We start from the raw sequence: 13556 nt of genomic DNA on the forward strand, positions 1-13556 counted from the left end.
CATAGCTATGTAAGATTTACTTAATATTTGCGTTCAATATATGTGATACAATATTAACACATGAGGCATAATCATACAGAAGCTCATTATAGTATTTTTGCTGTGATTAGAGATTGTCCTCAATAAAATAAAGTAGGAAGGAAATATGAGACTTAAGAGAATAATTTCAACCGGATTGGCTATAGTCTTATCCGTAACTGTAATATCTTTTGTACCTGAATCTATAGCTGTATATGCGGCGACACCGCCAAGTATAGGCGCACAGGGAGCGGCGGTATACAATGCCAATACAGGCGAATTTTTATATGAGAAAAACGGCGATACTCAGTTTGCGCCGGCATCCATCACAAAGATAATGACAGGCCTGCTTACAGTGGAACAGGCAAATCTTGACGACACGGTATACTTTAACAGTTCGGCTGTCGCAAATCTTGAGAGCGGTGCAACAGTTTTACCTGTCAGAGTCGGAGACAGTATGAGTGTAAGAGATGCACTCTACGCAATGATGTTGGCATCGGCCAATGAAGTATCAAACGGGCTGGCGGAACATATAGGAGGGTCTGTTGCAGGATTTTCAAATATGATGAACAACAGAGCAAGAGAGCTTGGAGCGACTCATACAAACTTTGTAAATCCGAACGGACTTAACAATCAAAACCACAAAACGACAGCCAAGGATATGGCGCTTATTGCGGCTGAAGCATTTAAAAATCCGACATTCAGGGCTGCGGCAGGCGCGGGAAGTTATACTTTCACAGCTACAAATTCAAAGTCTGCGCCTTCTTCCGTAAAGATGCACCACAAGATGGTTACGGGAGAGATAAGTTGTGACGGAGTAATAGGCGGTAAGACCGGATATACAAAGAGTGCCGGGAATACTCTTGTAACGGCTGCCGAAAGAAACGGTATCAGACTGGTAGTGGTAGTTCTTAAATGTAAGGGCACTCACTATGACGATACGAAGAAATTGCTTGACTACGGCTTTTCTATAGCAAATAGCGGAGGAGTAAACATTGCTTCAAAGGACACAGGCAGAGCAGTTGCAAAAAGTCAGGCTGTTTCGGCAAAACAGGAGCAGAATATTACAATGGCGGACAGTGCAAAGGTTGAGCTTGCACCGAAGCAAATCAGAACATCTGTGATGAAGTCTGAAAACTACGGTCCGGGAATGGCACCCGATGTCGGTTGGAAGGAAAACAATGGCAACTGGTTTTATATAAAGTCTGACAATACAAGTGCCAGAGCGGAGGTTCTTAATATCAACGGTAAAAAGTACTGGTTTGATGCGGACGGACGCATGGCAAGAGGCTGGAGACAGGATACCGGCGGTTCATGGTACTATATGGAAGATTCAGGTGCTATGAACTCTTCATCCTGGCTTAATTATAACGGACTATGGTATTATTTGGGAAGTGATGGTAAAATGTTGACAAATACCACCACACCGGACGGATATGTATTAAACAGCGATGGAGTCTGGGTAAGCTAGGAGTTTGATGAAAAATATATTTTCTAAAATTACAGGATTGGGAGCAGTGGGGTGTAGTGCCTTGCTGCTCCGTTCTTTTTATGAGAGAAAAAAGTTTAAGGTAGTACATTACAATATATCTACCGACAAGATAAAAGGCGGCAAAAAAATAGTCTTTTTGACCGATTTACATAACAACAGCTTCGGTAAAAACAATATAAAGCTTCTTGAGGCGATAGATAAAATATCTCCGGATATCGTATTGATAGGCGGAGATATGATTACGGTAAAAAGTAAGCTTGGAATAGAGAATGTCTTGCCGCTTTTAAAGAGACTTTCAGATAAATATACCTGTATATATGCAAACGGAAACCATGAGCAGAGGCTGTCTGAAAACAAGTTCGGGCTAAGTTATAGCAGATATAAGCAGATATTGGAAGATATGGGTATAGTATATCTGTCTGATGACAGTGTGGACATCGGTGAGAATATTCGTATTCACGGGCTTGACCTTGAAAAAAAGTATTATCTGCGAAGGTTTAAAAAACCGCTTGATATAGATTATATAAAGGAGAGGCTGTGTATTAAAAGGTCACATTATAACATACTTATGGCACATTCACCTCTTTTTATAAAAGACTATGAAAGAAGCGGCGTGGATCTGACACTTTGCGGACATTTTCACGGAGGAACGATAAGACTGCCGGCAGGAATCGGAGTAATGACTCCGCAGTTTCATTTTTTCAACAGATTGGTAGTGGGAATGAAAAGACTTGGAAACATGACAGAGATAATAGGAGCGGGGCTTGGTACACACAGTATAAATATCAGGCTCAATGATATGTCGGAGCTTGTGGTAATCAATCTTAAAGGTCGCAAAAGAGCTTGAAATTTGATACAATGATAAGGTTGAGTGAGTTGATGAGAGGTGAGTATGGAGATTTCATACAAATTGGAGAGATTTGAAGGTCCGCTGGATCTTTTGCTGTATCTTATAGAGAGAGACAGGGTGGACATATACGATATTCCGATAGTGAGTATAACCGAGCAGTATCTGAATTATATGAATCATTTGGAGACGGACGACCTTGACCTTATGAGTGAATTTATAGTGATGGCTACAACACTTTTGGATATAAAGGCGAGGATGCTTTTGCCTCTTGAAGAGGATGAAGAGACAAAGGAAGTCATTGACCCGAGAGCCGAGCTGGTGGAGAGATTGCTTGAGTATAAGAAGTACAAGCTTATGGCAAATGAACTTGCCGGTAAGTACTTTGATGCAGAGAAGATACTTTATAAGAGTCCGACTATTCCTGATGAGGTGGAACAGTACAAAGAGCCTGTAGACCTTGACGAGCTTTTCGGAGATTTGAATCTGCATAAGTTAAGACAGGTCTTTGACCGCGTGATGAAGCAAAAGGACAACCGAATAGATAAGGTAAGAAGCAATTTCGGCACTATAAAAAAGGAACCTGTATCGCTTGAGGCGAAGATAAAGGATGTAATGGAGTATGCCAGAAAACATAGGAAGTTTACCTTTAGAGCATTGCTTGAAGATCAGCCTACAAAGCTTGAGGTCGTTGTCACTTTTTTAAGTGTGCTTGAGCTGATGAAAATAGGTAAGATTGCACTGTCACAGGAAGAAGTTTTCGGTGAAATGCAGATAGAGACTTTGGAAGAAGAGGGAAAGGAGGAAACGCTAGACCTTAGCGATATACTTGATGGCTAAATTAACCAAGACGGAGGCGGCAATAGAGGCGATACTCTTTGCACTGGGAGCTTCTGTAGAAATCAGACAGCTTTGTGCGGCCCTTGAGATGAAAGAAAGTGAAGTTATTCAAAATCTTGAGTCGTTAAAAGATAAATATAATAAGGAAAACAGAGGTATACAGATAATAGACTTGGGAGACTGTGTGCAGATGTGTACCAGGTCCGAATACTATGACAAGCTTATCAAAGTTTGTAAGACTCCCAAAAAGCAGGTACTGACTGATGCTATACTTGAGACATTGTCAATCATTGCATACAAGCAACCTATAACGAAGTCTGAGATAGAGCATATCAGAGGAGTTTCATCGGATCATGTGGTGAACAGGCTTGTGGAGTTCGGTCTGGTGTACGAGGCCGGTAAGCTGGATGCTCCGGGAAGACCGGCACAGTTTGCGACCACGGAGGAGTTCCTCAGAAGATTCGGTATAGAGTCAAAAGAGTCTCTGCCTAGGCTTGATTCCGACCTTGAGGCGGAGATTGTACATGAGGTGGAAGAAGAGACCGGCTGGAAGTTCGGCTTTGAGAGCGAAGCAAACCAAAACAAGTGAGGATAAACAGTTGAAGATAAAGATAAAATACTTTAGTGAGAAAATTGAAAAACTCAAATTCATTGACGGCAAAAGTGATTGGATAGATTTGAGAGCCGCCGAAAGGGTGGAACTTAAAAGCGGAGAATATAAGCTGATAAAACTCGGCGTGGGAATGGAATTGCCCAAGGGCTATGAGGCGTTGGTGGTACCTAGAAGTTCCACATTCAAAAACTTCGGCATACTGCAGACCAATTCTATGGGTGTGATTGACGAGTCATACTGCGGAGACAATGATGAGTGGAAGTTCCCGGCACTGGCTATGAGAGATACCGTTATAGAGGTAAATGACAGAATATGTCAGTTCAGGATAATAAAACATCAGGACGCGTTTACATTTGAAGAAGTAAAAGAATTGAATGAGGTTGACAGAGGTGGCTTTGGTAGTACAGGGAAGAATTAGAAGATTTTTTGCGGTAGGTGTACTTGCCGTCATTATGCTTGGCGGATGTTCAGGCAAGGAGAGAAAAAACTTTGAAGCCGGAAAGGCACTTTTAAATGAGGGAAAGTATGCCGAGGCGGTGGAAGCGTTTGACAAGGCTATAGAAGCACATGGCAGCAACAGTATAAGAGGCCTTGAAATAGATATACTCAGATACAGAGCGGAGGCGGAGTACAGGGCAGGAGATTATAAGGCGGCGGAGCACAGCTACAGGCTGCTTACATCTGCAGATGAGAACAGAAGCGAATACATGGATATGCTCGCTATCATATATACAAAGCTCAGCAATACGGATATGGATATAAATATTGACAATGCCATAGAGATGTATGAAAGGGCAGCAAAACAGGATGATAAAAGCGAGCTTCATATCAATGCAGGTATTACTATAGCAGAGTACTACGAGGATATGTATGACAAAAAGATGGATGCGACATACCTTGACAGTGCCGAGGAGTTTTTGGAGAAACTTTTAAAAGAGACCGGAAGGAAGAATGCCAAGGTATTGGCGGTATATGCAAAGCATATGTCAAAGCGAGAGGACTATGATAAGGCACTTGAAGCCGTGGATGAGGGCATAGCACTGCTTGAAAAGAAAAAGCTTAATAAAAGTGAAGATGAGACCTTGAAATCTTTGATGTTTTCAAGGGGTTCATGCTATGAATATAAGAGTGATTACAACAAGGCACTTGAAGCGTTCAACGCATATATTGAAAAATACGGTGAGGATGAGAGCGTTTCACATGAGGTGGCATTCTTAAAGGCAAGAATAAGATAGGTAATATATGAGTACATTTGAAACAAAGGAAATAGTTGAGAAAGTTATACTTCTCGGAGTGGATGTAGGCGACGATACAAAAGAGTCTATGAAAGAACTTGCGGAGCTTGTGGACACGGCAGGGGCTACAGTGCTTGACAGTATTATACAGTCAAGGGAGAGGATACATCCCGGCACCTATCTTGGAAAAGGCAAGATAGAAGAGGTAAGAGAAAGAATAGAGAGGCTTGATGCCACAGGTGTGGTATGTGATGACGAGCTTACACCTGCACAGCTTAGAAATCTGGAAGATTTGCTGGATACCAAGGTAATGGACAGGACCATGGTTATCTTGGATATATTTGCAAAAAGAGCCACGACAAGTGAAGGAAAGATTCAGGTTGAGCTGGCTCAGCTGAAATTTTCTGCAGCAAGGCTGATAGGACTTAGAAGCAGTCTTTCAAGACTTGGTGGCGGAATAGGTACCAGAGGTCCCGGAGAGAAAAAACTTGAGATGGACAGAAGACTTATTCATGAGAGGATTTCACAGCTTAAGTCGGAGCTTAAGAAGGTGGAAAGCCACAGAGAGCTGATAAGAAAATCAAGGGATGAAAACCTTGCCTTTAATGTGGCTATAGTGGGATATACAAATGCGGGCAAGTCGACACTTTTAAACAAGCTGACAGATGCAAATATTTTGGCGGAGGACAAGCTCTTTGCAACACTTGACCCGACTACAAGGAAGTTGAAGCTTGGAAGCGGTCAGGAAATACTTGTAACGGATACTGTAGGCTTTATAAGAAAGCTTCCTCACCATCTTATAGAGGCGTTTAAATCAACACTTGAGGAAGCCAAGTATGCCAATCTTTTGGTACATATGGTGGATGCATCAAATGAGGAGGCAAGCTCGCAGATGCTTGTGGTATATGATACGCTCAGAAGCCTTGATGTGGTGGATAAGGATATAATTACAGTCTTTAATAAGACAGACCTGATAAAGGAAGGAGAGGAACTTCCGAGAGATTTCCATGCGGATAAGATTATTAAGATGTCTGCAAAGACGGGAGAGGGCATTGAAGATTTAAAGAAGACTATTGAAAATATATTGCAAAATCAAAGAGTATATTTGGAACATATTTTTTCTTATAAAGATGCAGGTAAGATTGCACTTATCAGAAAGTTCGGAGAGATTAAAAGTGAAGAGTACACAGACGACGGTATCTTGATAAAGGCGTATATTCCTGCGGAGATTTTCGGGAAAGTGATGGGGTAGCATAAAATTTGCTTGAAAAAGTTTTATAAGTAGTATATATTAGTTATACCTAACTTAGTGAGACCTAACTATATTATATTACTTTGGGGGGATTATGTTATTAGCGCTTTTGATTGCAGGTAAGCTTTTGATGAAACCGGGTGGCGACAGACCCAATAAGGAAGAGAAGATTACCGGAAAGCAGCATTTTTGGAGAGATAAAAAAGTAAAGAACGGATACAGACTGCAACAAAATCTGCTTGATGACCATGCAAGGATTTTGGATAAGGATAATATAAGAAAAGCCACCGGAAGTATGAGTGCTATGGAGGATAAGTTTGAAAGACTGGCTTCAGACAGCTTTTTAAAGCCCGGAGATGTGATAGGGGTATCAAGAAAGTGGTATGATCACTACGGTGTATATATAGGTGAAGGAAGGGTCATTCACTATGCGGATAAGACTAAGGATTTCGGAAGAAATGTGAGTATCTATGAAACAGACCTTGAAGGTTTTACACAAGGTTGCAAGGATTATTTTGTACTGCATTTTCCAAAGGCGGGCGGTCCTCCGAGAAAGTTAAGGAGCAGCACCGACTTTACTGAAAATCCGAGAGAGGGAACAGGTATATTTGATTTTATATTTAAGGCAAAGTATCAGCTGTTCTCACCTGAAGAGACAATAAAGAGAGCCAAGTCAAGGCTTGGAGAGAGATCCTACAATCTGACTAGAAATAACTGTGAGCATTTTGCTCTGTGGTGTAAGACCGGAGTATCGTTTTCACGCCAGGTGGATATGGCATTATCAATATAATTTATTAAGACTGTCAAAGCTTAAAAAGCTGCCGGCAGTCTTTTTATTTATGTGAACATTTGTTATAATCTGTCTAAAAGTAGGAGATAACCAATGAAAATCATTCTGGAAACGAAAGAGACTGAGATTGTAGAAAAGAAATCAAGGTTTATAGCAAATATTGCGGCAGTATCTTCAGAGGAAGAGGCAATCGAGTTTATAGAAAAAATAAAGAAAAAATATTATGACGCAAGGCATAATTGTTATGCGTATATTATAGGGGACAAGGGCGACAAGAAAAAATGTTCTGATGACGGAGAGCCGCAAAGAAGTGCCGGAATGCCTATGATGGAAGTGCTTGAAAACCAAGGTTACTTTGATATAGTTGTAGTGGTAACAAGGTACTTCGGAGGTACACTGCTTGGAGTGGGCGGACTTATAAGAGCATATCAAGGTGCCGTTATAGAAGGTTTAAATGCAAGTGTCAGTGGAGAAATTCACGAAGGATTCAGGGCAAAGTACAGGTTTGGTTATGATTTTTACGGTAAAATAAAGTATATAGCGGAGAGTGAAAATATAGTGATAGAAGATACTTTATTTGACGAGAATGTCACGATGAGTCTTATATTTGAAGACGGTGAGAGTGAAAGACTGCAAAAAAAGCTTGTAGAAGAGACCAATGCAAATATAGAAAGACTGCTTTTGGAGAAGATAAAATATATCACTGTGGATAACAAGTGGTATAAAGAATACAGATAGAAAAGGCTTGAATTAAGCTTGAGGATTTATAAATGCAAATGTATTTGGGAGAAGAAGGAAAGAAATACTATTGGAGAGCTGTAGATGTCAGCAATATAACGGATGTAGAGACATTGGAGAAAAAATTTGACTTAACCGAAGAGATGTCCGAGTATGTGCTTGACTCAAATGAGAGAGCGAGAGTAGATTATGACGGCAAGAATCTGTTTGCGGTAATACATGTGCCTGCATTTACACAAAATGACGGACACTATGAGACAAGGTCGATAAAATTTTTTGTAAATGCGGACAGTATCTTTATGTTTGTCACATATGATACAAATTATATTGTGCCGCAGATTGAAAAGCTTATAGAGGTGGAAGAGGCAAGCAGTTCGATGATGCTGTTATTTTTGTGCCTTTTTGTTATATCCGACTCGTTTTTGCCGATACTTGATAAGCTTAATGAAGAGAGACTGCATCTGAACAGAAGGCTTAGAAACAACACAAACAATCAAGGGATTTGGGATTTGTCGGACCTTGAGGTAGGTCTTATCTACCTTGGAGCTGCAACAAGGCAAAATGTTGTGGCAATAAGGCAGATGAGGATAACTACGGCAATAAAGAAATGTTCAAATGCCGAGAAGGAGCAGCTTGAGGATGCCTACATAGAGGCGAAGCAGGCAAGTGAGATGGCGGATATGGCATCAAGCATAGTGGAGCAGATGAGCGGAATGTACAACAATCTTATAAATATCAGGCTGAATGAAACAATGCGTATCATGACCGTATGGTCACTGCTTATGACAATACCGACAATTATCTCAGGATTCTTCGGCATGAATGTGGATTTGCCCTTCACCACAATGAAAGGCGGATGGATACTTATAACACTTATCACAGCCGTATTACTGTGGATAATGTGGAAATTTATATGGAAAAAACTGTGGTAGGAATAATAGTTACATTGGTTATTTAATGACTAATGTAACTATTATTTTTTTGCTGTTTTAGGTAAATTGTTTTTGAAAGGGGGAAATATGAAGAAAAAAATAATAGTTGCAGGACATATATCCTATGATATTACACCGATAATATATAATACAAACGGTAAAGATTTTGGTAAACTTATAAAACCGGGAAAACTTATCAATATCGGTAAGGCTACAGTTGCAAACGGCGGAAGTGTGAATAATACAGGTATGGCATTGCATAAGTTCGGTGCGGATGTTGAGCTTATTGCCAAAATCGGTAATGATGAGTTCGGCAGACAGATAATGGAAAAATGTAAAAAAGAGGGTGCAAAGACAAGTTTTATAATATCAGACAGTGAGGATACCTCATATACAATAGTGATAGCACCGCCGGGATTTGACAGAAGTTTTTTACATTTTACAGGAACCAATGATACTTTCAGTTTTTCGGATTTGGATATGTCAAAAATAGAAGGCGGATATTTGTTTCATTTCGGGTATCCGACGTTGATGGAGGGGTTCTATAAAGATAATGCCAAAGATCTTATACAAATGTATAAGAATATAAAGGAATTAGGATTGATTACGAGCCTTGATGTGGCGGCAATAGACCCTAACAGTGAGTCAGGAAAGCAGGACTGGAAAGAAATATTAAGACAAGTATTGCCATATGTGGATGTATTTGAACCAAGTTTTGAAGAGTTATTATGTATGGTTGACAGAGACGGATATGACAGACTTTTAGAAAGGTCTTCGGACAATGATTTATGTGCATGCCTCAGTTTAGAAAAGGATATAGTACCGCTTGCTAAGAAAGTTATGTCTTTAGGTGCATCAATATTGCTTATAAAATGTGGTGTAGCAGGTATGTATCTGTGCACGGCAAGTGATATATCACAAAAGTTAAATCTGGACAGTTCTTGGAATGATTTCAAACATTTCCAAAAAAGTTTTAAGCCTGACATAATAAAGTCGGCAATAGGAGCGGGAGATACGGCGATAGCGGCATTTCTTTATGGAATAACCAATAATTACAGTCCTAAGAAAGCAATGGAAATAGCGGCGGCTACAGGTGCAATGTGTATTACGGAATATGATACATTTAGCGGATTGTTAAGTATAGATGAACTGGAAGAAAAAATAAAAAACAACTGGGAAACTCAAGATTTTATCTGTGAGTAGGGGGGGATTATGTTAATAACATTGAAGAATATTTTAAAAATGGCGGAAAGTAAAGATATGGCGATAGCTGCATTTAATGTTACATCACTTGAAGGTGTATTGGCGGTGATAGAAGCGGCGGAGGATGAGGATACACCTGTAATATTACAATTTGCCAATGCGGCACATAGTAAATATATTTCACTTGAAGATATAGGAAGAGTGATGGTGGCATTTGCAGATAGGAGCAAAGTACCTGTATGCGTACATTTAGACCATGGCAACAACTTTGATGAAATAAAGAGAGCGTTGGATTTAGGATTTACAAGTATAATGTATGACGGATCTGAACTGTCGTTAAAACAGAATATAGCAAATACAAAATATGCGAAGATATTGGCAGATGAGTATGGAGCAAGTATAGAGGCGGAACTTGGCTCTATGGGAACAGAAGGTGAGAACGAGAACATTTTAGGAGCATATACAGACCCCGAAGTTGCAAGGGTATTTGTAAATGAGACAGGAATAGATGCACTTGCAGCATCATTCGGAACAGTACATGGAATATATAAGAGCAGGCCGAATCTGGACTTTGATATAATCAGCGGAATAAGGAAACTTTGCGGTATTCCGGTAGTAATGCATGGCGGCTCGGGAATCAGCGATTCGGATTTTAAAAAATGTATAGATTGCGGAGTGAGAAAAATAAACTACTATACATATGCGGCAAAGTATGCCGGTGATGCTATAAAAGATATGATTAAAGATAAAAACGGAAATATATATTCGCATGATATACTGGTTGAGATAAGGCGAAATATGGTAAAGACATATAAGGAGACAATAAGAGTGTTCAAAAATACACAAAAATAGATTATATACTTTGATATATAAACTTAAAATATTATAAATATATAAAGATATGACAAATGTCAATACGAATATATTACATAAAACAGTTTTTATTAAGTATCATTATGCTATTATAGCTATAAGCCCAAAAGGGTATGAAAAGGAGGATTTATGAAAAGGAAGTTAATGGCAGGTGCATTGGCACTGACAATGGTAGCAAGTTTGGTTGCATGTGGTGGAGAAAAGAAAGCGGCTTCTGAGGGAGACAGCAAAGAGGCTGTTACAACAGAGAAGAGCGAGGCTCAAAGCACCGGTGAGAGCAGTGGAAAGCACTACAAATTCGGCTATACATGTATGGATGGAACTAATCCGTTCTTTGTTACAATTCAGGACAAAATAAAGGAGTTGGTAGAGGCAAAGGGTGATGAACTTATTGTAACGGATCCGGGAAATGATGTTACAAAGCAGATTTCACAGGTTGAAGATATGCTTTCACAAAAGCTTGACGGTCTGTTTATGAATCCGGTTGATGCACAGGGTATTATTCCGGCACTTGATATGGCTAAGGAAGCAGGAGTACCGATGGTTGGATTTGATACTGAAGTTGGCGATATGTCATATTTAGTTTCATATACAGGTTCAGATAACTATAATGCAGGAAAAGTGGTAGGAGAAGATTTGGTAAAGAAAGCTCCTAACGGTGGTAAAATCATAGTTCTCGATTCTCCGACTATGCAATCTGTTGTAGACAGAACAAACGGATTTATGGATGCTATCAAGGACCACGGCTTTGAGGTCGTAGCACAGCAGGATGCTAAGGGAAATCTACAAGTTGCAATGGGTATTGCAGAGGACTTATTACAGTCAAATCCTGATGTAGTTGCTATATTCGGCGGAAATGACCCTACAGCTTTAGGTGCTTTGGCGGCGGCAAATGCGGCAGGAATCAAAAAATGTATGATTTACGGTGTTGACGGTTCACCGGATATCAAATCAGAGCTTGCATCAGGTAATTCCTTGATAGAGGGAACCGGTGCACAATCTCCGGTTTCTATAGCGGAGAAGGCTGTTCAGATAATGTATGACTATGTAGAGGGCAAGAAGGTTGATGAGAGATACCCTGTAGATACATTCCTTATTACATCAGATAATGTAGCACAGTATGGAACAGACGGCTGGCAATGATATTCTCATCAAAGTATGAGCTGAAAAAAATATCAATTATAATTTTGGGCATCCTTTCGGGTGCCTTATTTTGAAAATAAAGCAGGTGAAACAGTGGCAGATAATATTTTATTGAGAATGAAAAGCATATCAAAAAGTTTCCCAGGAGTTAAGGCATTAGATAAGGTGAATTTTGAACTGAAGGCGGGAGAGGTACATGCACTTCTTGGAGAAAACGGTGCAGGAAAATCAACGCTCATAAAAGTTCTTGGAGGAATATACAGCCTTGATGAGGGAGAAATAGAGATAGAAGGAAAGAAAGTATCTATAGATTCAGTACATGATGCTTCAAATAATAATATAGCAATAATACATCAGGAACTTGTATTGGTACCATATATGAGTGTTGCAGAGAATATATATTTGGGCAGAGAAAGCGGTAGAGGGTTCACTGTAAATATTTCAAAGATGGAAAAGGATGCTCAGAAAATACTGGATGATTTGGGTATGGATATAGATTCAAGAGAACTTATAAAGGATCTACCTATAGCAAAGCAGCAAATGGTTGAGATAACAAAAGCGGTATCTGTAAATGCCAAGATTTTGGTCATGGATGAGCCGACTTCCTCGATAAGTGACAGAGAAGTGGAAAATCTATTTAACATTATGAGAGATTTGACCAAAAAAGGGGTTGGTATTATCTATATATCACACAAGATGAGTGAACTTGAGGAGATATGTGACAGAGTAACCGTAATGAGAGACGGTGAATATGTAGGTACAAAGGTTGTAAAGGATACCAATAAAGAAGAACTTATAGCTATGATGGTTGGAAGAACTTTGACCAATTACTATGTTAGAGACTTTATGCCGTCTAAAGATATTATACTTAAAGTAGAAAATCTAAGTGATAATAATAAGGTAAAAGACGTCAGCTTTGAGCTAAAAAAAGGTGAGATAATCGGATTTGCCGGACTTGTAGGTGCAGGAAGAAGTGAGACAATGGAAGCCATATTCGGACTTTCAAAGGATGTTACAGGTACAATTTATATTGACGGAAATAAAGTTGATATAAAAGATCCGAGAGATGCTATAAAAAACGGACTTGCTTTAGTACCTGAGAGCAGAAAAGAACAAGGGCTTTATCTGATACAGGACATAAAATATAATACTACTATTGAAGTATTGGATGAGTTTATAAAAAACTTGAATGTAAATATTAAAAAGGAAACGGAAATAACTAAAAAGTATATAGATATGATGAATACTAAGACACCGTCACAAGAGCAGATAATAGGAAATCTATCCGGAGGTAATCAGCAAAAGGTAATGATTGGAAGGTGGCTGGCTACAAATCCGAAGATTCTTATATTGGACGAGCCCACAAGAGGAATAGATGTCGGGGCAAAGTCGGAGATATATAAGATAATGAATGAGCTTGTGAAAAGCGGCGTATCAATCATAATGATATCGTCAGAGTTGCCTGAAATAATAAACATGAGCGATAGAGTATATGTTATGGCGGCAGGTATGATAAGAGGTTGCATAGAACATGAAGAAATATCACAAGAAAGTATTATGGCACTGGCCGCTATATAGGA

The 13556-nt window shown here is 39.5% G+C and carries 14 protein-coding genes; all 14 read left to right on the top strand.

The window, feature by feature from the left end; translation table 11 throughout:
• The first annotated feature begins 145 nt into the window (after positions 1-145).
• The 14 genes from EHW90_RS01570 (at position 146) to EHW90_RS01635 (ending at position 13554) form a co-directional block, all read left to right on the top strand.
• Positions 146-1489 (top strand): serine hydrolase, encoded by a 1344-nt coding sequence (locus EHW90_RS01570; protein ID WP_124950707.1) that lies wholly within the window; start codon positions 146-148, stop codon positions 1487-1489.
• A gap of 7 nt (positions 1490-1496) precedes the next feature.
• Complete coding sequence (locus EHW90_RS01575; RefSeq protein WP_124950709.1) at positions 1497-2357, top strand: metallophosphoesterase; 861 nt, start codon at positions 1497-1499, stop codon at positions 2355-2357.
• Positions 2358-2402: 45 nt separating this feature from the next.
• Entirely contained in the window at positions 2403-3197 is a 795-nt protein-coding gene (locus EHW90_RS01580; protein WP_124950711.1) for a segregation and condensation protein A, read from the top strand.
• Positions 3190-3786 (top strand): SMC-Scp complex subunit ScpB, encoded by a 597-nt coding sequence (gene scpB, locus EHW90_RS01585; RefSeq protein WP_124950713.1) that lies wholly within the window; start codon positions 3190-3192, stop codon positions 3784-3786. The genes EHW90_RS01580 and scpB overlap by 8 nt, the downstream gene beginning before the upstream one ends.
• 10 nt (positions 3787-3796) lie before the next feature.
• Positions 3797-4228 carry a dUTP diphosphatase gene (locus EHW90_RS01590; RefSeq protein ID WP_124950715.1) on the top strand — a complete coding sequence of 144 codons (432 nt, stop codon included), beginning with the start codon at positions 3797-3799 and terminating at the stop codon, positions 4226-4228.
• Complete coding sequence (locus EHW90_RS01595) at positions 4200-5045, top strand: tetratricopeptide repeat protein (protein ID WP_124952611.1); 846 nt, start codon at positions 4200-4202, stop codon at positions 5043-5045. The genes EHW90_RS01590 and EHW90_RS01595 overlap by 29 nt, the downstream gene beginning before the upstream one ends.
• Positions 5046-5052: 7 nt before the next feature.
• Positions 5053-6297 (top strand): GTPase HflX, encoded by a 1245-nt coding sequence (gene hflX / locus EHW90_RS01600; RefSeq protein ID WP_124950717.1) that lies wholly within the window; start codon positions 5053-5055, stop codon positions 6295-6297.
• 94 nt (positions 6298-6391) lie between these two features.
• Entirely contained in the window at positions 6392-7087 is a 696-nt protein-coding gene (locus EHW90_RS01605) for a lecithin retinol acyltransferase family protein (RefSeq protein ID WP_124950719.1), read from the top strand.
• 93 nt (positions 7088-7180) lie between these two features.
• Positions 7181-7825, top strand: coding sequence for a YigZ family protein (locus tag EHW90_RS01610; protein ID WP_124950721.1), 645 nt, complete (start codon positions 7181-7183; stop codon positions 7823-7825).
• 32 nt (positions 7826-7857) lie between these two features.
• Complete coding sequence (locus tag EHW90_RS01615) at positions 7858-8757, top strand: magnesium transporter CorA family protein (protein WP_124950723.1); 900 nt, start codon at positions 7858-7860, stop codon at positions 8755-8757.
• Between the two features lie 87 nt (positions 8758-8844).
• A complete protein-coding gene (locus EHW90_RS01620) occupies positions 8845-9960 on the top strand; it encodes a carbohydrate kinase family protein (protein ID WP_124950725.1) in 1116 nt (371 codons plus the stop codon).
• Positions 9961-9969: 9 nt separating this feature from the next.
• Complete coding sequence (locus EHW90_RS01625) at positions 9970-10812, top strand: class II fructose-bisphosphate aldolase (protein WP_124950727.1); 843 nt, start codon at positions 9970-9972, stop codon at positions 10810-10812.
• Positions 10813-10962: 150 nt separating this feature from the next.
• Positions 10963-11976 carry a sugar ABC transporter substrate-binding protein gene (locus tag EHW90_RS01630; protein WP_124950729.1) on the top strand — a complete coding sequence of 338 codons (1014 nt, stop codon included), beginning with the start codon at positions 10963-10965 and terminating at the stop codon, positions 11974-11976.
• 93 nt (positions 11977-12069) lie between these two features.
• On the top strand, positions 12070-13554 hold the full coding sequence (locus EHW90_RS01635; protein ID WP_124950731.1) for a sugar ABC transporter ATP-binding protein: 1485 nt from the start codon (positions 12070-12072) through the stop codon (positions 13552-13554).
• The last annotated feature ends 2 nt before the right edge of the window (positions 13555-13556 follow it).

It is taken from the genome of Lachnoanaerobaculum orale (genome assembly GCF_003862485.1).
In the GTDB taxonomy this organism is placed as follows: Bacteria; Bacillota; Clostridia; order Lachnospirales; family Lachnospiraceae; genus Lachnoanaerobaculum; species Lachnoanaerobaculum orale.